The sequence below is a fragment of the Streptomyces fulvorobeus genome, assembly GCF_013167895.1.
GTDB lineage: Bacteria > Actinomycetota > Actinomycetes > Streptomycetales > Streptomycetaceae > Streptomyces > Streptomyces fulvorobeus.
Genome location: NZ_BLWC01000001.1, coordinates 4783830 through 4804409, shown reverse-complemented (window position 1 = coordinate 4804409; position 20580 = coordinate 4783830). Strand labels below are relative to the sequence as shown.

Here is a 20580-nt window from a genome sequence, read left to right as displayed (position 1 = left end):
AGTCGGCTCAGTCAGTTCAGGTCGAGGAAGTGTTCCAGGCCGAACGTGAGGCCGGGAGTGGTCACCACGCGGCGCGTGCCGAGCAGGATGCCCGGCATGAAGCTGCTGTGGTGGAGGGAGTCGTGGCGGATCGTGAGGGTCTCGCCCTCCGCTCCGAGCAGGACCTCCTGGTGCGCGAGCAGGCCACGGAGGCGGACAGAGTGGACGGGGATGCCGTCGACGTCCGCCCCGCGGGCGCCGTCCAGGGCGGTCACCGTGGCGTCCGGCTGCGGGGCCGTGCCCGCCCGGGCGCGGGCCGCGGCGATGAGCTGGGCGGTGCGGGTGGCCGTGCCGGACGGCGCGTCGGCCTTGCCGGGGTGGTGGAGTTCCACCACCTCGACGGATTCGAAGTAGCGGGCCGCCTGCTCCGCGAACCTCATCGTCAGGACAGCGCCGATGGAGAAGTTCGGCGCGATGAGCACCCCGGTCTCCGGGGAGCCGTCGAGCCAGGCGGTGAGCCGCGCGAGCCGTTCGTCGGTCCAGCCGGTCGTACCGACGACCGCGTGGATGCCGTGCCGGACGCAGAAGTCGAGGTTGCCCATCACCGACGCGGGGGTGGTGAGCTCGACGACCGCCTGGGCGCCGGAGTCCACGAGGGTCTCCAGCCTGTCGCCGCGGCCGAGTGCGGCCACCAGCTCCATGTCGTCGGCGGCCTCGACGGCTCGTACCGCCTCGGCTCCGATCCGTCCCTTGGCGCCGAGAACGGCCACGCGCAGCTTGCTCATGTGCTCTGCCTTCTTTACGAGGAGGGTGAGGAGACCGCTTCGTGCAGGCGGCCGGCCTGCTTGTCCTTGAGCGGGCCGATGACGGAGAGCGAGGGGCGGTGGCCCAGGATCTCGGCCGCCACCGAGCGGACGTCGTCCGGCGTGACCTCCGCGATCCGGCCCAGCATGTCGTCGACCGACAGCTGCTCGCCCCAGCACAGCTCGCTCTTGCCGATGCGGTTCATCAGGGCGCCGGTGTCCTCGAGGCCGAGGACGGTGGAACCGGAGAGCTGGCCGATGGCGCGGCTGACCTCCTCGTCGTGGAGCCCGTCGGCCGCGACGCGGTCGAGCTCGTCGCGGCAGATCTTCAGGACGTCGTGGACCTGGCTGGGCCGGCAGCCCGCGTAGACGCCGAAGAGTCCGCAGTCGGCGAAGCCCGAGGTGTACGAGTACACGCTGTAGGCGAGGCCGCGCTTCTCCCGTACCTCCTGGAAGAGGCGGGAGGACATGCCGCCGCCGAGCGCCGTGTTCAGGACGCCCAGCGCCCAGCGGCGTTCGTCGGTGCGGGCCAGGCCGGGCATGCCGAGGACCACGTGGGCCTGTTCCGTCTTGCGGTTCAGGTGTTCCACCCGGCCGGCGGTGCGCAGCGTGCGGGAGCCCTCGCGCGGCGCCATCGGGACGGCGTCGGTACGGGAGAGGGCGCCGGCGCGCTCGAACGCCTCGCGGACCTGGCGTACGACCGTGGCGTGGTCGACGTTGCCCGCGGCGGCGACGACGAGGCGCGTGGGGTCGTAGTGCTTCTTGTAGAAGCGGGCGATCTGGCCGCGGCTCAGTGCGTTGACCGTGTCGACGGTGCCGAGGACCGGGCGGCCGAGCGGGGTGTCACCGAACATCGTGTGCGCGAACAGGTCGTGCACGCAGTCGCCCGGGTCGTCCTCCGTCATCGCGATCTCCTCCAGGATGACACCGCGCTCGGCGTCGACGTCCTCGGAGGTGACCAGTGAGCCGGTCAGCATGTCGCAGACCACGTCGATGGCCAGCGGCAGGTCCGTGTCGAGGACCCGCGCGTAGTAGCAGGTGTACTCCTTCGCCGTGAAGGCGTTCATCTCGCCGCCGACCGCGTCGATCGCGGACGAGATGTCGAGGGCGCTGCGCTTGGCGGTGCCCTTGAAGAGGAGGTGTTCGAGGTAGTGGGTCGCGCCGTTCAGCGCGGGCGTCTCGTCGCGCGATCCGACGTTGGCCCAGATGCCGAAGGTGGCGGAGCGTACGGAGGGCAGGGTCTCGGTGACGATCCGCAGTCCGCCGGGGAGGACCGTACGGCGGACTGTGCCGACGCCGTCTGCGCCCTTGACAAGCGTTTGGGTACGGGCGACGGCCCGCGCCTCCGAGGAGGTGCGGGCCGTCGTCACGGAACTACGGGACGTCACTTGTCGGTGTCGTCCTTCTCGTCGGCCTCTTCGCCCTCGACCACGGGGATGAGGGAGAGCTTGCCGCGGGAGTCGATCTCCGCGATCTCGACCTGGACCTTGGAGCCGACCGCGAGCACGTCCTCGACGTTCTCCACGCGCTTGCCACCGGCGAGCTTGCGGATCTGCGAGATGTGCAGCAGGCCGTCCTTGCCGGGCATGAGGGAGACGAAGGCACCGAAGGTGGTGGTCTTGACGACCGTACCCAGGTAACGCTCGCCGACCTCCGGCATGGTCGGGTTGGCGATCGCGTTGATCGTGGCGCGCGCGGCCTCGGCCTGCGAGCCCTGCTGGGCACCGATGTAGATGGTGCCGTCGTCCTCGATCGTGATGTCGGCGCCGGTGTCCTCCTGGATCTGGTTGATCATCTTGCCCTTCGGGCCGATGACCTCACCGATCTTGTCCACCGGGATCTTGACCGTGATGATCCGCGGGGCGTTCGGGGACATCTCGTCCGGGACGTCGATGGCCTCGTTCATGACGTCCAGGATGTGCAGACGCGCGTCACGGGCCTGCTTCAGCGCGGCGGCCAGGACCGAGGCGGGGATGCCGTCGAGCTTGGTGTCGAGCTGGAGCGCGGTGACGAAGGTCTTCGTACCGGCGACCTTGAAGTCCATGTCGCCGAAGGCGTCCTCCGCACCGAGGATGTCGGTGAGGGCGACGTAGTGCGTCTTGCCGTCGATCTCCTCGGAGATCAGGCCCATGGCGATACCGGCGACGGCGGCCTTGAGGGGCACACCGGCGTTCAGCAGGGACATGGTGGAGGCGCAGACCGAGCCCATGGACGTCGAGCCGTTGGAGCCCAGCGCCTCGGAGACCTGGCGGATCGCGTACGGGAAGTCCTCGCGCGACGGCAGCACCGGCATGATGGCGCGCTCGGCGAGCGCTCCGTGGCCGATCTCGCGGCGCTTGGGCGAGCCCACGCGGCCGGTCTCGCCGACGGAGTACGGCGGGAAGTTGTAGTTGTGCATGTAGCGCTTGCGGGTCACCGGGGAAAGGGTGTCCAGCTGCTGCTCCATACGGAGCATGTTGAGGGTGGTGACGCCCAGGATCTGGGTCTCGCCACGCTCGAACAGCGCCGAGCCGTGCACGCGCGGGATGGCCTCGACCTCGGCGGCCAGCGTACGGATGTCCGTGACGCCACGGCCGTCGATGCGGACCTTGTCCTTGATGACGCGCTCGCGGACCAGCTTCTTGGTCAGCGCGCGGTAGGCACCGGAGATCTCCTTCTCGCGGCCCTCGAAGGCCGGGAGGAGCTTCTCGCCGGCGATCTCCTTGATGCGGTCGAGCTCCGCCTCGCGCTCCTGCTTGCCGGCGATGGTCAGCGCCTTGGCGAGCTCGGTGCGGACGGCGCCGGAGAGCGCCTCCAGGACGTCGTCCTGGTAGTCCAGGAAGACCGGGAACTCGCCGGTGGGCTTGGCAGCCTTGGCGGCGAGGTCGGACTGGGCCTTGCAGAGACCCTTGATGAAGGGCTTCGAGGCTTCCAGACCAGCGGCGACGATCTCCTCGGTGGGAGCCTCGGCGCCGTCCTGGACGAGCTGGATGGTCTTCTCGGTGGCCTCGGCCTCGACCATCATGATCGCGACGTCGCCGTCCTCCAGGACGCGGCCCGCGACGACCATGTCGAAGACGGCGTCCTCAAGCTCGGTGTGCGTCGGGAAGGCGACCCACTGGCCCTTGATCAGGGCGACGCGGGTGGCGCCGATGGGGCCGGAGAAGGGCAGGCCCGCCAGCATCGTGGAGCAGGAGGCGGCGTTGATCGCGACCACGTCGTACAGGTGGTCGGGGTTGAGCGCCATGATCGTCTCGACGATCTGGATCTCGTTGCGCAGGCCCTTCTTGAAGGAGGGGCGCAGCGGGCGGTCGATCAGGCGGCAGGTGAGGATCGCGTCCTCGGAGGGCCGGCCCTCACGGCGGAAGAACGAGCCGGGGATCTTGCCGGCCGCGTACTGCCGCTCCTCGACGTCCACCGTGAGGGGGAAGAAGTCGAGCTGGTCCTTGGGCCTCTTGGAGGCGGTGGTGGCCGACAGCACCATGGTGTCGTCGTCCAGGTACGCCACGGCGGAGCCGGCTGCCTGCTTGGCCAGGCGGCCCGTCTCGAAGCGGATGGTGCGGGTGCCGAAAGTTCCGTTGTCGATAACGGCCTCGGCGTAGTGGGTCTCGTTCTCCACTAGTGATTTCTCCATACTCGTCGTCTTTCGTCCTTCCGCCCGTGTGGCGGAGGGACGGTACGGAGAAGCGCTCCTTGCATGCGGGCCGGTCTTCGATCGAAGCACCCGGGCGTTGTCCCGGGGGCCACTACCGAGGACCGGCGGAGGCGGGAGGGCGCTCCTCCTCGTTCTGGTGTTGTGCGTCCAGGTTACTGAGCTTGACCCCGGTCCCGCACGTACAGCAAAGGGAGCGGCTCCCTAGAAGTGGGAACCGCTCCCTCTCACAGCGTCCTTACTTGGCGCCGCCGGCCGCACCACGGCGGATGCCGAGGCGGTCGACGAGCGCACGGAAGCGCTGGATGTCCTTCTTGGCGAGGTACTGAAGGAGGCGGCGACGCTGGCCGACCAGGATCAGCAGACCGCGACGCGAGTGGTGGTCGTGCTTGTGCGTCTTCAGGTGCTCGGTCAGGTCCGAGATCCGGCGGGAGAGCATGGCGACCTGAACCTCGGGGGAACCGGTGTCGCCCTCCTTCTGCGCGAACTCGGTCATGATCTGATTCTTCGTAACGGCGTCAAGCGGCACGCGGTACTCCTCTTGGTGTTCGATGCGCCCACGAGTGCCCCTGGTCTCGTTCTCAGGGGAGCTTGTGCGACTCGGGAGCGAAGGTCCGATGAGCGCAGCCCCCAGAACGAACCGGGAACGCGTACACAAACGGCCACCAGCCAGAGTACCAGCCGTTCCGCACCGCTCCGGACGCCCCTAGCTCGTCATCGCGCGGGCCCTGCTGTAGATGTCGAGCACGGCCAGGCAGAGCGGTACGAGGGAGAGGAGCAGGGCGCTCTCGGTGAGGTCGAGGAGGCGGCCCCAGAAGGGCGAGAGGCCCTTGCGCGGGATGATCAGGCCGATCGCGGTGAGCAGGGCCGCGCCCGCGGCCACCGCCGCGGAGAGCCAGATCGTACGGATGTCGAGGGAGCCCCTGTCGTCGTACCGGGCGAGCTCGTACAGCAGGTCGGCCGGAGGGTTCAGGGAGAGGCCGAGCACCAGGAGGGCGATCGCGCCGATGCCGGCGACCAGGACACACGTCACCTGCGAGGTGTAACGGAAGAGGCGGGCGCGCAGCAGCATCGCGAGGCCGGAGGCGAGGGCGAGGATCTGCCCCCAGATGTTGTCGGAGAAGCCGAGCACGGCGGCGGAACCGACTACGAGGGCCGCGCAGCCTCCGACCAGGCCGAGGAGCATCTCGTGGCCCCGGCGGGCCTGGGCCGCGATGCGCCCGGCGTCGACGGGCTCGCCTTCGGTCCCAGGGCCGTCGTCCGCGCCGGTGAAGCCGTCGTCGTAGCCGTCGTGCGCACTTCGCGGGGAGGCGTATCCGATGGGGAGCCGGGCGAAACGGGCGGAGAGGCCGGGCAGGAAGGCGACCAGTCCGAGGGCGAGCGGGGCGCAGACGGCCGCGGTCTGCGTCGCGGACGCCTCGGTGAGGATGGCGACGAAGGTGGCGAGGGTGGCGACGGTGGCGAGGAAGGTGGCCGCGACGAACGGCGCGTCCCCGCTGGGGGTGAGTGCGACCAGGACGACCGAAGCGACCAGGACGGCGACGCAGCCGAGGAGGAACTGCAGGCGTCCCGGGCCCTGGCCGGCGTCCGGGCCGATGACGCCGGAGCCCGCGATGAGTACGAGCGGGAGGGCGCCGAGGCCCAGGGCGACGGCGGTGGCGCGGTCCGCGTAGACCCGGGCCCGTACGCCGGCGAAGGCCGTCAGCAGCAGGCCCGCGGAACCGGCGACGATGCCGGGCAGGCTGTGCATGTCGTGGCGCAGGGGGTCGGCGAACCAGAGCACGAAGCCCAGCAGTACGAGGAGCAGGACGCCGCCGAGCAGCCCGGCGCCGCGCAGCAGCTCGTCGCTCCACAGATGGCGGTCGCGGGTGACGGCCGAGGCGACGGCGTCCGAGACGTCGTCGAAGACGGCGGGCGGCAGCGACTGGGCGAAGGGCCGCAGGCTGAGGAGTTCGCCGTCCAGGATCTGCTGCGCGGCCAGGGTGCGGGCGCCGTCCAGGACGGTTCCGTCGCGGCGTACGAGGTGGTAGCCGGTGGGTGTTCCGGCCGCCTGGGTCTGGCCCGTGAGGCGCAGGATCTCCGGGTAGACGTCGGCGACGGCGATGTCCTCCGGGAGAGCCACGTCGATCCGGCTGTCGGGTGCCACGACAGTGACGCGGCAGAATCCCGTCGCTGCGGTCGTACTCACGTGTCTGGTCCCCCTGATTCGCGGTTGCGCACAGTGCGCGCGCCACCCTACCGGGAGGGGTTCCGGCGATCTGCACGTAGGATCGCGGTCGCGCGGAGCGAAGTCCGCGGACACGCAGCCACGGGGGCGTCGGTGCGGACCAGACCGGCCTTTCGCCCGTCCGTATCGAGGGATTGATGTTCCGGTGAGCCAGATCGTCGTGAAACGACCTCCGCGGTCCCTGCCGCCGGAAGTGCCCGCGGACGAGTTGACGTTGGAGGCCCCTCCCGAACTGCCGCGCGGGCAGCAGGAGGGCATGCTGATGCAGATCCTGCCGGTGCTCGGCATGGGTTCGTCCGTGGTGTTCTTCTTCTCGCCGCAGGCTCCGCCGTTCATGCGGATCATGGGCGTTCTGATGCTCGTCTCGACCGTCGGCATGGTGGTCGCCCAGCTGGTCCGCCACCGTCGCGGTACGCAGGGGCAAATGGCCGATGTGCGGCGCGACTACCTCAAGTACCTGGCGCAGACCCGGCGTACGGTCCGCAGGACGGCACGGTCCCAGCGGGACGTGCAGTTGTATCTGCACCCCGCGCCGGAGCAGCTGTGGTCGGTGGTCGCGGAGGGCAGCCGGATCTGGGAACGGCGTGTGGGCGACAAGGACTTCGCCCATGTACGGGTCGGGCTCGGCGCGCAGCAGCTCGCGACCCCGCTGATCGCGCCCGAGACCGCTCCGGTGGACGAGCTGGAGCCGATGTGCGCGGGCGCGATGCAGCGGTTCCTCGCGGTGCACAGTTCGCTGGACGGACTGCCGATGGCCGTCTCGATGCGGGCCTTCTACCACGTGACGGTGTCCGGGCAGCCGGATTCGGCGCAGTCCGCGGCGCGGGCGCTGGTGTCGCAGCTGGTGACGCTGCACTCCCCCGAGGATCTGCTGGTCGCCGTGGTGGCGGCTCCGGGGGCCGTGGCGCGCTGGGACTGGACGAAGTGGCTGCCGCACACGCAGGTGCCCGGGCAGGTCGACGGCGCCGGTACCAGGCGGCTGTTCGGCGACGACCTCGGTGAGCTGGAGCAGTTGCTCGCGAACCGCCTCGAAGGGCGGCCGCGCTTCGGCCGGGAGAGCCGGCCGGTACTGGACCAGCCGCACATCGTGGTGGTCCTGGACGGGGGGATGGTGCCGCCGGACTCGCTGTTCGCGGCGGCCGAGGGCCTTCAGGGCGTGACGATCGTCGAGGTGGTCTCCGGTGAGCTGGACGAGCCGCGCGGTGGTCTCTCCGTGGTGGTGCGGCCGGGTCTGCTGCGGCTGGAGTCCGGTGCCGGACTCGCGTACGAGGGTGTGCCGGACGGGATCTCGCTGCCGGCCGCCGAGGCGCTGGCCCGGCAGCTCGCGCCGCTGATGACGGGCGGGGGCGACGACGACGAACCGCTGCTGGCCAACCTGGACTTCACGGACCTGCTGAACCTGGGCGACGCGGCCTCGGTCGATGTGGCGCGGACCTGGCGGCCCCGGTCGGTCTCGGAGCGGCTGCGGGTGCCGATCGGCGTCGGCGAGGACGGCCAGCCCGTGATGCTGGACCTCAAGGAGGCCGCACAGGAGGGCATGGGTCCGCACGGGCTGTGTGTCGGTGCGACGGGTTCCGGGAAGTCGGAGCTGCTGCGGACGCTCGTGCTGGGTCTCGCGGTCACGCACTCATCGGAGACGCTCAACTTCGTACTCGCCGACTTCAAGGGCGGCGCGACGTTCGCCGGCATGTCGCACATGCCGCACGTGGCCGCGGTCATCACCAACCTGTCGGACGACCTGACGCTGGTGGACCGCATGGGGGACGCGATCCGCGGTGAGCTCCAGCGGCGGCAGGAGCTGCTGCGCTCGGCCGGCAACTACGCCAACATCCACGACTACGAGAAGGCGCGGGCCGCGGGCGCCGCGCTCGAACCGCTTGCCTCGCTGGTCCTCGTCATCGACGAGTTCTCCGAACTCCTCACCGCCAAGCCCGACTTCATCGACATGTTCATCCAGATCGGCCGTATCGGCCGCTCCCTGGGTGTGCACCTGCTGCTCGCCTCGCAACGTCTGGAGGAGGGCAAGCTGCGCGGTCTGGACACCTACCTCTCGTACCGCATCGGTCTGCGGACCTTCTCGGCTGCCGAGTCGCGGACCGCGCTGGGTGTGCCGGACGCCTACCACCTGCCGTCCGTGCCCGGTTCCGGCTACCTGAAGTTCGGTACGGACGAGATGACCCGCTTCAAGGCGGCGTACGTGTCGGGGGCGTACCGCACGGGCGGCCCCGGTCTCCCGGTGGGACAGCTCCCGGTCGAGCGGCGGCCCGCGGTGTTCAGTGCCACGCCGGTGCCGGTGGTGTACGCGGCTGCGGACCCGGCGCGGTCGGCCGCGGCCTCCCGGCCGGGCGCGGACGAGGACGCGCTCGCGGAGACGGTGCTCGACGTGATCGTGCGGCGCCTGGAGGGACAGGGGGTGCCGGCCCACCAGGTGTGGCTGCCGCCGCTGGACCGGGCCCCGACGCTGGACCAGTTGCTGCCCGGGCTCGCGCCGACCGCGGACCGCGGGTACTCGGCGACCGAGTACTCCCGCCCCGGCGGGCTCGCGGTCCCGCTCGGCCTGATCGACAAGCCCTTCGAGCAGCGGCGCGAGGTGCTGTACCGGGACTTCTCGGGGGCGGCGGGCCACATGATGGTGGTCGGCGGTCCGCAGTCGGGCAAGTCCACGATGGTGCGCGCGCTGATCTCGTCGTTCGCGCTCACGCACACCCCGCACGAGGTGCAGTTCTACGGGCTGGACTTCGGCGGTGGCGGGCTGGTCTCGCTCGCGGAGCTGCCGCACGTCGGCGGGATGGCCTCGCGGCTCGACCCGGAGCGGGTGCGCCGTACGGTCGCCGAGGTGGCCGGGGTGCTCAGCCGGCGCGAGGAGTTCTTCCGGGCGCACTCCATCGACTCCATCGCCACCTACCGGCGCAAGCGGGCCCGGGGCGAGCTGCCGGGTGAGGCGTGGGGCGACGTGTTCCTGGTCATCGACGGCTGGGGCGGCTTCCGCGCCGAGTACGAGATGCTGGAGCAGACCGTCACGGACATCGCCTCGCGCGGTCTCGGTTACGGCATCCACGTAATCCTCACCGCGGCCCGTTACATGGAGGTCCGGGCGGCGCTGAAGGACCAGATCCTCAGCCGGCTCGAACTGCGGCTCGGCGACGTCATGGACTCGGAGTTCGACCGCAAGGTCGCGGTGAACGTACCGCCGGGTGTGCCGGGCCGCGGGCAGGTGCCGGAGAAGCTGCACTTCATGGGTGCCCTGCCGCGTATCGACTCGGTCAGCAGCGGCGCGGACCTCTCCGAGGGGACGGCCGCGTTCGTCGCCGCCGTACGGGCGAACTGGCCGGGGCCCTCGGCGCCCGCCGTGCGGCTGCTGCCGCGCAAGCTGCCCGCGGACCAGTTGCCCAAGGGCTTCGAGTTCCCGGAGCGCGGTGTCGCCATCGGTATCGACGAGACCTCGCTGGAGCCGGTGTTCGTCGACTTCGAGACGGACCCGTTCTTCCTGGTCTTCGGGGAGAGCGAGTCCGGCAAGACGAACCTGCTGCGGCTGATCGCCAAGCAGATCGCGGAGCGCTACTCCCCGACGAGGCCAAGCTCGTCGTCGGCGACTACCGGCGGGCCCTGCTGGGCGCGCTGCCGGAGTCCCACCTGCTGGAGTACGCGCCGATGGCGAGCTCCATGCAGATGCACATGGAGGCGCTGGCGGGGGTGTTCTCCCGGCGCCAGCCGCCGACGGACGTGACACCGCGGCAGTTGCGGGACCGCAGCTGGTGGAGCGGTCCGCAGATCTTCATCATCGTCGACGACTACGACCTGGTGGCGACGAACGCGGGCAACCCGCTGGCTCCGCTGGCGGAGTACCTGCCCTTCGCCCGGGACACCGGCGTCCGCTTCATCATCGCGCGCAACTCCGCGGGGGCGTCGAGGTCGATGTACGAGGGGTTCATGCAGCGCATCAAGGAGCTGGGCGCACAGGGGGTCGTGCTCTCGGGTGATCCGTCCGAGGGTGACCTGATCGGTTCGGTACGCGGTCACGCGATGCCGCCGGGGCGTGGCTACTTCGCCTCGCGCAGGCGCGGGGCCCCGCTGGTGCAGATCGGGCGGCTGCCCGAGCAGCGCTGAACTGACGCCAGGCCCGGAAGTCAAGCCCGTCCGGTGGTTGAGGACAAGGCGGGGTCCGGGGCGGGATAATCGGGGTGCGGATCATGTACAGGGATCGCGGGAGAGGAAGGCGTCCGATGGGCAGTCAGCAGGAGAAGGACGAGCTGTACGCACTCGACATCTCGGGGGTGGAGTGGCTGGGTGCCCCCGGCACGGAGGAGGCCGAGGAGCGCGTGGAGATCGCTCATCTGCCGGGCGGGGCCGTGGCGATGCGGTCCTCGCTGGACCCCGGGACCGTGCTGCGGTACACCGAGGCCGAGTGGCGTGCCTTCGTACTGGGCGCGCGGGACGGCGAGTTCGACCTGAAGTAGCACGGCCGCCGGGAGGCGACGGCGAGGAGGGGCACGCCCGGCCGGGCGTGCCCCTCCTCGCATGCGTACGACGGGTGGGTCAGTACGACTCGGTGAACAGGCGGGACGCCTTGACGTCCGTGGAGCGGTAGCTGTCCTTGCCGGTCTCGATGATCTTCGCGACCTGCTCCAGCCGGTCCTTCATGTGGTCGGCCTTGCCCTTGTACTTGCCCTGGAGTGTGACGTACTCGGCGTGGGCGTCACCGTCCCAGGTGTCGGTGACGACCTTGAGGGCGGCGTCCATCTCGGCGAGGTCCTTGATGATGTTGCGCGACACCACACGGATGCGGTTCGCCATCTCCTGGACGCTCTCGTACCGGACCTTGGTGTTCGGATCCCCGGCCATCAGTCTTCTCCTCTGTGCGAAGCGTGTACGTGCAAGGTGCCGCGGCGCGGCTCAGACGGCGTTCAGTCCGGACGTGTTGCCCGTGGACGCCGGCGCCTTCACGGCGTTGAAGGCCGCGCGGACCTCGTCGTCGTTGGCGTTGCTGAGGTTCTTGGTCTGGCTCACGGCGTTGAGGAGCACGTTGAGCAGCCGGCGGATCTCGTCGTGGTCCTCGTTGATCACGAGCTGGGCCGACGAGAATCCCGAGGCGCCCACACCGGTCCAGCCCGCGCTCACCGTCGCGAGGATGTCGGCCAGCTCCCTGGCCTGCTTGGACACCGCCTCGGCGGTGTCGATGATCTTGTTCTTCGCCTGGACGATCGGATCGTCGGCAAGTCCGAAACCACCTGCGGGGTTGGTCATCCGGAGGTCCTATCTCTCAGTTCCCGGGCCTGTCCGCCGGTCGCGGTCAGGCTTCCTACTGCCCCCGTGTGCTCCGTAGACGGAGTGGGGTGGGCGCGGGGCACCCGGAGCGCACGGCGGCGTTCCCTTCCGCCGGCGTCGGACTCGACCACTTCTCGTTCCCCCGTCACACACGTGAAGTCCGATACCACCCTAGTCACTTCGTCATCTCGCCCCAACTGGGGTTTCCGGGGAGAGAGGCACGTCACCGGCCGGCGCTCTCCCGCAAACCGCGTCGCCGGCGGACGTCGCGGACGACGGTCGCCGTACCGGCCACGACGGAGACCAGAACGGCCGCCAGGGCCAGCGCGTAGGTGGCGTAGCGTTCGCTGCGCTCCTGCGAGGTCTCGGACATCGCCAGGTGGGCGGGCTCGGGGGCCTGCGCCCTGGGCGGCGGGGCGTCGGGGCGGGCCGCGTCCAGGGGTACGTCGTCCTTGTCGCCCGCCAGGGCGCGGACCGGGTCGACGACTCCCCAGCCGACGAAGTCGTCGTGGCCGGTGATGGAGCGAACGGCGGTCTGCTCGATGCGGGCGACGATCTGCGCGGCCGTCCAAGTGGGGTACTTGGCCTTGAGGAGGGCGGCGACCCCGGCGACGTACGGCGCGGAGAAGCTGGTGCCGTTGTCGGCGCACTGGCCGTTGCCGGGGACCGTGGAGATGATGTCGACGCCGGGGGCGGCGACGCCGACGAACGTTCCGGCCTGCGAGAACGCCGCGCGTTCGTTGTTGCGGTCGGAGGCGGCGACGGCGAGCACGCCGTCGAAGGCCGCCGGGAAGGTCGTCCTGCGTCTGCCGTCCATGCCGTCGTTGCCCGCGGAGGCGACGACGACGATGTCCCTGGCGAGCGCCCTGGCCACGGCCCGGCCCAGGGCGGAGGTGGCGGCGAGCGGCTTGGTGGTGTCCTGCGAGATGTTGATGACGTCGGCGCCCTCGGCGATCGCGTGGTCGATCGCGGTGGCCATCGTGGTGTCCTTGCCGCTGTTCTTCTCGTCGTTCTGCCGGATCGGGATGATCGTGGCCTCGGGGGCCAGTCCCACGAAGCCGGTGCCCTTGCGGGGGCGGGCGGCGATGATGCCGGCGACCTTGGTGCCGTGGCCGACCTCGTCGGCGGTGCCGTCGCCCTTGCCGGTGAGGAGATCACGGCCGGCGGAGGTGTCGACGGCTGGTCTCAGCTGCGGGTTGGCGTCGTCCACCCCGGTGTCGATGACCGCGACGCGCACGCCCCTGCCTCGGGAGTCCTGCCAGAGCTGGTCGAGCAGGACGCGCTGGAGCGGCCAGGGCCTTCCCTCGAACTGCTTCTTCATCGGGAAGGTGCATTCGCCGCTGCCGTCGAGGCCGAGGCCGCCCGGTGCCCCGGTTCCCGTGTGCGCGTACGCGGCCTGTGGCGCGGCGAGCGCGGCCAGTGCGGCGGTGGCCGCCGTCAGCAGCGCGGTCTTGCGGTACAACACCATCTTTCCTCTCCCCCGAGTCCGTGATCCACTGCGGACGAGGCGGTTACGAGCCCTGGGGCTGACGGGCGCTGTTGGTGTCGAGCCGGGGGCCCTTGGCCAGGAACTCCGACCACGCGATCGGTACGAGGGCGGGGACGGTCTTCTCGTAACCGAGCCGGATCTGCGCCTGGCTGGGCTCGGGGCGGCCGTCGCTCCCGCCCTGCTGGTCGCCGGTGCCGATGTCGGAGCGCCGGGCGTCGCTGTCGCCGTTCGCCTGGACCGCGTACCGCAGCCCGGTGTCGGTGACCAGGAAGAGCGAACCGTCCGGGCTGGTCTGGCGGCCCTGGACCTGGGTGTAGAGGAGGCCGCTGCCGGGGGTGACGTAGGTGCTGGTGCCCCCGCGGTGATCGTGGCGGGGTACTGCGTGCCGGCCCAGACGCTCAGCGTCGTACGGCCCCTGTCGTCCACCTTGCGCAGCACGCTGCAGATGGTGTCCCGACTGCCGCCGCCGGACGGCGAGTTGATCTGCTGGGCCTTGTGGGCGGGCCAGCGGGCGCCCTGGCCCGCGAAGGTCTCGCCGTCCGGCACGAAGTCCTGGAGGCCGACCGGGCGTGCCTCGCTGTCCAGGTTCAGGGGGGCGGTCTGCGGGGAGTTGATGAGCAGCCAGGCGGTGAACTCGGAGACCGGCTGGACCTTGCCCTCCAGCACCACGTAGTGCTGGGTGCCGTTGCCGGTCCTGGTCCTGAGCACCATGCCGACCCTGTTCTCCTCGGTGGAGAGCTGGCCCTTGATGTGCGCGGGCGCGCCGACCGTGCCGGGGATCCGCGGGAAGACGACCGGGCTGCCGTCGTGCAGGGTGGCGAGCCAGTCGTCGGTGACGGGCTGCGGGAGGCCGCTGCCGACCAGGGCGTTGGTCAGGTGGCCGTTGTCGGTGGTGCTCTCGTCGACGCGGTACCTGGTGCCGCTCGGGTCGACGAGGTAGCGGGTCCTGTCCTGCCCCTGTACGTAGAGCACCTGGCCGCCCCTGAGCTGCTTCCTGCCCTCGGTGAGCTTCCGGTCCCGCTCGGCGAGGACGAACGCCGCCTTCTGCACGGTGTTGCCCTTGCCGCCGGGCTGTACGCAGACCGCCCACCGCTTGGGGATGCCCGCGTCCGTCTCCTCGGGGAGCCGGTCGGGGGCGTACGGGATGCCGAGGATCGGTCCGCGCGGGGGCTTGCCCGCGTCCAGGACGTCGTCACCGACCTGGACCACGCCGAACTGCTGCGGAGTCAGCAGCAGTCTGGCCGACGCGAGGTTCAGTACGGGGTGGAGCAGCGTCTTCCTGTCCTCGCCCTTGCCGGTGCTGAGCACCACGTAACGGGTGGTGGACTTCTTGCCGACGATCACCTTCGTGCCGGGCTTGTCCCACCCCTTGGGGGCGGTCGGTTTGAACATGCCCCAGGCGCCGAACCCCGCGAGGATCAGCGCGCCGACGATCAGGCTCGGGACGACGGCCCGCAGGGGGCGGGGTGCTCCCTCCTCGGTGCCGGTGGGGGACGGCTGGAGGAAGGCCGCCACCATGCGCTTCTTCGCAAAGGTGTACGCGTTGAGCTCGTCCCGCCGTGATGCCATGAGTCTGTCTGTCTCCCGTGTCTCCCCGCGCGGCCCAGGAGCGGACGCCTCCCCGCCCCCTGTGCCGGACCCCGGATGCCGGACCCTGGTGCCGGACCGGCCCCCTACTATGCCTGCTGACCGGGTGTGCCGGTGGGCCGGGTAGGGTGATCCAGCCGCCCAAGCCCCGGCGCGACGGGGGCGTTCGGGTGGAGTCGGGCCTTATGAACGGGGGAATGCCGGAATGATGGCTTCCGCAACGCGGACGCGTCCGGCGGGGAACAACCGGGCGCCCGGAGCACCGGGGTCCGGCGGCCCACGGGCCTTCCGCCGCGGTCCGCGCACTTCCTCCCCGGGGGCTCCGGGTCGCGGTCAAGCGGCTTCTCCGCGACTGGGCGGACGGGGCGGTCAGTTCGGTTCGTTCCGACTGCAACAACTCGTGCTGATCGAGATCGCGGCCGCGCTGCTGGTGGTGGCCTGGGTCGTCGGACCACTCCTGCTCGTCCCGGCCGGAGCGGCCGCCGCGGTCCTGGTCCTGCTCGCCGTGGTGCGCAGGCACCGCCGGTCGCTGCCCGAGTGGCTGAGCACCGTCCTCGCCCTGCGCGCCCGGAGCCGCCGGGCCGCCTCCCTCGTCCTGCCCGCCGGTACGGAACCGGGCCTCGCGCCCGCCGTCGAGTGCGAACCGGCCCTGCGCACGTACTCCTTCAGCGACCGTGACCGGCGCCCCGTCGGCATGATCGGCGACGGTACGTTCCTCACGGCCGTCGTCCAGGTCGAGTCGGACTCCACGGCCCTGCGGCCGGACCGCTCGGCGATGCCTCTGCCCCTGACCCTCGTACGCGATGCGCTCGACGTGGACGGCATCCGCCTGGAATCGGCTCAGATCGTGCAGCACACCCAGCCGGCGCCGGCGCCGCACCTGCCCCCGCAGTCGGTCGCCGCACGGAACTACGCGCCCTTGCAGGCCCAGACGGGTTCGCCCGCGCTGCGGATCACCTGGATCGCGCTCAAGCTGGACCCGGAGCTCTGCCCGGAAGCGGTGCGGGCGCGCGGCGGTGGCCTCCCCGGGGCGCAGAAGTGCGCGGTGCGGGCCGCCGACCAGCTGGCCAGCCGGCTGACCGGGGCCGGGTTCCGCGCCACGGTGCTGACCGAGCAGGAGCTGACCTCCGCGATCGCCACGTCCTCGTGCGTCAGCCCGCTGGCGATGGCGCAGGCCAGCCGCTCGGAGACGCCGGGCCGCCGCACCGAGGAGACCTCGCGCACCTGGCGCTGTGACGACCGGCGCCACACGACGTACTGGGTCGGCCGCTGGCCGCAGCTGGGCAGCGGCGGTGCCTCGATGCCGCAGCTGGTCGCGCTGCTCACCTCGGTCCCGGCGCTGGCCACGACGTTCAGCCTGACGCTCGGGCACGGGGACCGCTCGGAGGTCTCGGTCACCGGGCACATCCGCATCACCGGGCGCAGCGACGAGGAACTGGTCGCCGCGCGACATGAGTTGGAGCGCACCGCGCGCGGCGTGAAGACGTCGCTGGTGCGGCTGGACCGCGAGCAGCTCCCCGGTGTGCTCGCCACGCTGCCGCTCGGGGGTACCCGCTGATGTCCACACCGCCGAGCACCCGGGCCCGGCTGGGCTTCGGCCTGATCGGGCCGCGCCGCAGCCGGCACGGGGTCTCCTTCGACGAGCTGGCGTCACTGGCCCTGCCGGTCGGCGACGACGGCACGGTGATCGGTGTGGACGCCGACGGCCGCCCCGCGGTGCTGGGTATCAACCGGCCCACTCCGTACGAGGTCACCTTGGTCGGCGGGCTCTGGACCGCGCAGGTGCTGGCGCTGCGCGCCGCGGCCACGGGCGCCCGCATCGCCGTGGAGACCGGCCGGGCAGCCGCCTGGACGGGGCTGGCCCAGGCGGCGGGCGGCGGGCAGCCGTGCGTCTCGCTGCACGAGGTGGGACGGGTGCCGCCGCAGGGCGCCTCGGCCGGCTCGCCGGTCGTCGTGGTGCGGGACTGCGGGATGCGGCCACCGCGCGGACGTGTGGTGGCGGGCCCCTGGCAGTCGGTGGTGACGCTGCTGCCGTATCTCAGCCCGGTGGCACCGCGCCTGATGGAGAAGTCGGCGCTCGTGGGTGTCCAGCGGGTCTCGCCGGACGAGGCGGCGCAGATAGGGCGCATCCTGCGGCTGTCGCCCGCCGAGTCGCAGGCGCTGTCCACTCTGGCCGACGGCGTCACCCTGTGGTGCGCGGACCGTGACCGGCAGTTCGTGATGACTCAGGCGACCGATTCCGAGACCGGATTGCTGGGCAGCGCCCGCCGGATGGACTGAGCGGTCCTGGGCGGCCCTCTGCGTACGGGAAACCCCGTGTTCCGTACGGAGATGTGCGCTTTCAGCCGCTTATGTCCTCATGCTCGGGCGGGCGGGGCGCACTTGGGGCGGTGGGTGACCGGCCGGGGCGCCTCTTGCGATCCGGTACGGCCTGCCGTAGGGGGCCCGATGGCGATTAGGGTGGGTGAGGGCGCGTCCGATGAAACCTGTGGACAGGTCATGCGCGTCGCAGGGGGAGAGCCGGGCGGATCGGTCGACGGGAACGGTCGCCCCCACCCACCACGGCACAAGGGTGCTCGACCACATCAGGAGGCAACGTGAACGGCGATCGGGACGAGAACCGTGGGGGTTGGAACACGCCCGCCGACGAGTCGTCCGACGCGGATTCCGCCGAGATGACGGGTGAGTTCACCATCGACTACACCCCTCCCGCCTGGTACACCCAGAACGCCTCGGGTGACTCGTCGGGCGGCGCCGGGTCGCAGCTGGCTCCGCCTCCGCCCAACGGGGCACCGGTCCCGGTGCCGGGACTTCCGGCGGGGAGCGGTTACGAACCCGACTGGGCGCCGTCGCCCCCGCGGCCGGCGGCTGCGGCGTCCGGTACGCAGTCCGGGGCCGGTGCCGCGGATGGTACGTCGTCGGCTTCGCCCGAGTCCACCGCTGCGCCGGGGTCGTCCGCACCATCCGCCTCTTCGGCGCCGTCCGCCGGTTCCGGTGCCGCTCCCGAGCCGTTCGGCGGAAACGACGTGGAGAGCGGCGCGACCATGCGGTTCTCCCCCGCGGCCCTGAAGCGGGAGATCGAGGAACGGGAGGCGGCGGCCGGTGCCGAGGCCGCGATCTCCCGGGCCGAGCCGGCGCCCGGTCCGAGCCCGGAGACGGGCCCCGAGGCGGCTCCGGAGACGGATGGCGGGGAGGGTTCCGGGGAAGGCCGGGAACGGCCGGCCCTCGCGGGCGCCCCGGTGGCGGACGAGACCGCCGACGCGCCGGAGTCCGGCTCCCCGGACGGACCGGGTACTGCGGACGCCCCTGCGCAGGAGCCCCTCCCGGCTGCCGCGGACGCGGCAGCCGACGTACCCCCGGACGTACCGCCCGCCCTCACGCCCCCGGACGCGGAGCCGGCCCAGGCTCCGGCGCCCTGGTCCTCCGCGCCGCCGCCGCAGGGGCCTCTGCCGCCACTGCCGCCCGCCTTCCAGCCCGCGGCCCCGCAGCCATCGGCGCCACAGGCCGCGCCGCAGTGGCCCGCCCCGGCGCCGGGCCCCCAGGCACCCGGCGGGGTCGGCTTCCCGCACCCGGCACAGGCACCGCAGCCGCCGCAGGGACCCGTTCCGCCCGCGCAGCCCAGCCTCCCGGCGCACCAGGGCGGTTATGGATTCCCCCAGCAGTCCCAGCAATCGCAGCCGCCCCAGCACCAGCCCCACCAGGGTGGTTACGGATTTCCCCAGCCGCCCGCCGCCCCCCAGCAGCCGTACGTTCCCGCGCAGAGCGCACCGCTGCCGCCCCACAACCCGCTGCCCCCGGTGCAGCCGGTGCAGCCGGTGCAGCCGGTGCAGCCGGTGCAGCCGGTGCAGCCGGTGCAGCCGGTGCAGCCGGTGCAGCCGGTGCAGCCGGTGCAGCCGGTGCAGCCGGTTCAAGGGACGCCCAACCTGCCCGCCCCCGTCGCCCCGGGCCACCAGCAGCCGGGCCACCAGCAGCCCCCTCAGTACCAGCCGCACCCTCAGCCGCAGGCGCCGTACGGAACGCCGCAGGGACCCCCGGTGGACCCGCGCACCGGAGACGCCTGGCCGACCTCGGTCACCCATGACCAGCGCGAGCGGTCCGTTCCGGGTGCCCCGCTCGGGTACACGGCTGCCGTCGAACTGTCGTCGGACCGCCTGGTCCGCGGCAAGCAGAAGGCCAGGAGCAGCCGCAACCCCTCCGCCGCCGCCCGTTTCAAGCTGGGCGGCAAGAAGGAGGAGGCCGAGCGGCAGCGCAAGCTGGAGCTGATCCGTACGCCGGTGCTGTCCTGCTACCGGATCGCGGTCATCAGCCTGAAGGGCGGCGTCGGCAAGACCACGACGACGACCGCGCTCGGCTCGACGCTGGCGACCGAGCGGCAGGACAAGATCCTCGCCATCGACGCCAACCCCGACGCCGGTACGCTCGGCCGCCGGGTGCGCCGCGAGACCGGGGCCACGATCCGCGACCTGGTCCAGGCGATCCCGTACCTCAACTCGTACATGGACATCCGCCGCTTCACCTCGCAGGCGCCCTCCGGTCTGGAGATCATCGCCAACGACGTGGACCCGGCGGTCTCCACGGCCTTCAACGACGAGGACTACCGGCGCGCGATCGACGTGCTGGGCAAGCAGTACCCGATCATCCTGACCGACTCGGGCACGGGTCTGCTGTACAGCGCGATGCGCGGAGTGCTCGACCTCGCGGACCAGCTGATCATCGTCTCGACGCCGTCCGTGGACGGTGCGTCGAGCGCGTCGACCACGCTGGACTGGCTGTCGGCGCACGGCTACGCGGACCTCGTGCAGCGTTCCGTCACGGTCATCTCCGGCGTCCGCGAGACCGGCAAGATGATCAAGGTCGACGACATCGTGCAGCACTTCGAGACGCGCTGCCGCGGCGTCGTCGTGGTGCCGTTCGACGAGCACCTCTCGGCGGGCGCCGAGGTCGACCTCGACATGATGCGGCCGAAGACCCGGGAGGCGTACTTCAGCCTCTCGGCCCTGGTCGCCGAGGACTTCACCCGCGCCCAGCAGCAGCAGGGCCTGTGGACCGCGGACGGCAGCAGTCAGCCGCCGCAGTACGCCCCGCCGATGCCCGGGCACCAGACGCCAGGTCAGCAGATGCCCGGTCAGCAGGGGCCAGGTCAGCACCAGCCCTACGTACCGCAGCAGCAGCCGGGGCAGCCGCAGCCCTACCAGCCCTACGCGCAGCCGCAGCCGCCCCACCCCCGGCAGGCGTATCCGCAGCAGCCGTACGGGGACAGCAGCCTCCCCACCAGCCGTATCCGCCCCAGCCCGGTCCCGGCGCGCAGCACAACGGCTGGCAGCAGTCACCGCCCCCGCAGGACCGGCCGGTGGCCGGCCAGGCCGGTGCTCAGCCCGCGCACCAGCAGCAGGACGGCCGGCCCGGGGAGCCGGAACGTCAGGGCCCCGTACCGCCCGCGGGGTGGCAGCAGCAGCCGCCTCAGTCCCCACCAGCCGCTCAGCAGTAGGGCCCAACAGGTCTAAACCAATGAGGGCTCGCATCGGTCACCCGATGCGGGCCCTTCTTGCATTCCCGCAGCCCACACGCCGTTTGGCACACCGTTGACGCGGCTCGACCA

Annotated in this window: 12 protein-coding genes and 2 pseudogenes; 5 read left to right on the top strand and 9 right to left on the bottom strand. The window is 71.5% G+C overall.

Features of this window, described 5'->3' with window-relative positions; genetic code table 11:
* Nucleotides 1–11: 11 nt before the first annotated feature.
* The 5 genes from dapB to eccD form a co-directional block, all read right to left on the bottom strand.
* Complete coding sequence (gene dapB / locus Sfulv_RS21650) at nucleotides 12–764, bottom strand: 4-hydroxy-tetrahydrodipicolinate reductase (RefSeq protein ID WP_173316215.1); 753 nt, start codon at nucleotides 762–764, stop codon at nucleotides 12–14.
* A gap of 14 nt (nucleotides 765–778) precedes the next feature.
* Entirely contained in the window at nucleotides 779–2170 is a 1392-nt protein-coding gene (locus Sfulv_RS21645; protein WP_173316214.1) for a M16 family metallopeptidase, read from the bottom strand.
* Nucleotides 2167–4380, bottom strand: coding sequence for a polyribonucleotide nucleotidyltransferase (locus Sfulv_RS21640; RefSeq protein WP_173318094.1), 2214 nt, complete (start codon nucleotides 4378–4380; stop codon nucleotides 2167–2169). Before Sfulv_RS21640 ends, Sfulv_RS21645 begins: the two co-directional genes overlap by 4 nt.
* 271 nt (nucleotides 4381–4651) lie before the next feature.
* Nucleotides 4652–4942, bottom strand: coding sequence for a 30S ribosomal protein S15 (gene rpsO / locus Sfulv_RS21635; RefSeq protein ID WP_173316213.1), 291 nt, complete (start codon nucleotides 4940–4942; stop codon nucleotides 4652–4654).
* 177 nt (nucleotides 4943–5119) lie between these two features.
* A complete protein-coding gene (eccD, locus tag Sfulv_RS21630; protein ID WP_173316212.1) occupies nucleotides 5120–6601 on the bottom strand; it encodes a type VII secretion integral membrane protein EccD in 1482 nt (493 codons plus the stop codon).
* Nucleotides 6602–6785: 184 nt separating this feature from the next.
* Between eccD and eccCa the strand changes: the two are divergent.
* Both eccCa and Sfulv_RS21620 read left to right on the top strand, forming a co-directional pair.
* Nucleotides 6786–10747 (top strand): annotated as a pseudogene (eccCa, locus tag Sfulv_RS21625) (type VII secretion protein EccCa).
* A 116-nt stretch (nucleotides 10748–10863) separates the two neighbouring features.
* Complete coding sequence (locus tag Sfulv_RS21620) at nucleotides 10864–11097, top strand: DUF397 domain-containing protein (RefSeq protein WP_173316211.1); 234 nt, start codon at nucleotides 10864–10866, stop codon at nucleotides 11095–11097.
* 79 nt (nucleotides 11098–11176) lie between these two features.
* Here the strand turns inward: Sfulv_RS21620 and Sfulv_RS21615 are convergent, their stop codons facing one another.
* From Sfulv_RS21615 to eccB, 4 genes and pseudogenes are all read right to left on the bottom strand, one after another.
* Nucleotides 11177–11482: a WXG100 family type VII secretion target gene (locus Sfulv_RS21615; RefSeq protein WP_173316210.1), complete on the bottom strand. Its 306-nt coding sequence runs from the start codon at nucleotides 11480–11482 to the stop codon at nucleotides 11177–11179.
* Between the two features lie 51 nt (nucleotides 11483–11533).
* The gene (locus tag Sfulv_RS21610) at nucleotides 11534–11884 is read right to left on the bottom strand and encodes a hypothetical protein (protein WP_173316209.1); all 351 of its coding nucleotides are present in this window, start codon (nucleotides 11882–11884) and stop codon (nucleotides 11534–11536) included.
* Nucleotides 11885–12128: 244 nt separating this feature from the next.
* The gene (gene mycP / locus Sfulv_RS21605) at nucleotides 12129–13373 is read right to left on the bottom strand and encodes a type VII secretion-associated serine protease mycosin (protein ID WP_173316208.1); all 1245 of its coding nucleotides are present in this window, start codon (nucleotides 13371–13373) and stop codon (nucleotides 12129–12131) included.
* 43 nt (nucleotides 13374–13416) lie between these two features.
* A pseudogene (eccB, locus tag Sfulv_RS21600) lies at nucleotides 13417–14963 on the bottom strand (type VII secretion protein EccB).
* 223 nt (nucleotides 14964–15186) lie between these two features.
* Here eccB and eccE point away from each other — a divergent pair.
* The 3 genes from eccE to Sfulv_RS21585 all read left to right on the top strand — a co-directional run bounded on the left by eccE (nucleotide 15187) and on the right by Sfulv_RS21585 (nucleotide 20485).
* A complete protein-coding gene (gene eccE / locus Sfulv_RS21595) occupies nucleotides 15187–16539 on the top strand; it encodes a type VII secretion protein EccE (RefSeq protein ID WP_246353183.1) in 1353 nt (450 codons plus the stop codon).
* Nucleotides 16539–17261 carry a hypothetical protein gene (locus Sfulv_RS21590; protein WP_173316207.1) on the top strand — a complete coding sequence of 241 codons (723 nt, stop codon included), beginning with the start codon at nucleotides 16539–16541 and terminating at the stop codon, nucleotides 17259–17261. Before eccE ends, Sfulv_RS21590 begins: the two co-directional genes overlap by 1 nt.
* A 317-nt stretch (nucleotides 17262–17578) precedes the next feature.
* A complete protein-coding gene (locus Sfulv_RS21585; protein ID WP_443098573.1) occupies nucleotides 17579–20485 on the top strand; it encodes an SCO5717 family growth-regulating ATPase in 2907 nt (968 codons plus the stop codon).
* The last annotated feature ends 95 nt before the right edge of the window (nucleotides 20486–20580 follow it).

Excerpts from the sequence above, each read along its gene's own strand:
- dapB (WP_173316215.1), bottom strand. The coding sequence starts at position 764 with ATGAGCAAGCTGCGCGTGGCCGTTCTCGGCGCCAAGGGACGGATCGGA.
- Sfulv_RS21620 (WP_173316211.1), top strand. The coding sequence starts at position 10,864 with ATGGGCAGTCAGCAGGAGAAGGACGAGCTGTACGCACTCGACATCTCG.
- Sfulv_RS21615 (WP_173316210.1), bottom strand. The coding sequence starts at position 11,482 with ATGGCCGGGGATCCGAACACCAAGGTCCGGTACGAGAGCGTCCAGGAG.
- Sfulv_RS21610 (WP_173316209.1), bottom strand. The coding sequence starts at position 11,884 with ATGACCAACCCCGCAGGTGGTTTCGGACTTGCCGACGATCCGATCGTC.
- mycP (WP_173316208.1), bottom strand. The coding sequence starts at position 13,373 with ATGGTGTTGTACCGCAAGACCGCGCTGCTGACGGCGGCCACCGCCGCA.
- eccE (WP_246353183.1), top strand. The coding sequence starts at position 15,187 with ATGATGGCTTCCGCAACGCGGACGCGTCCGGCGGGGAACAACCGGGCG.
- Sfulv_RS21590 (WP_173316207.1), top strand. The coding sequence starts at position 16,539 with ATGTCCACACCGCCGAGCACCCGGGCCCGGCTGGGCTTCGGCCTGATC.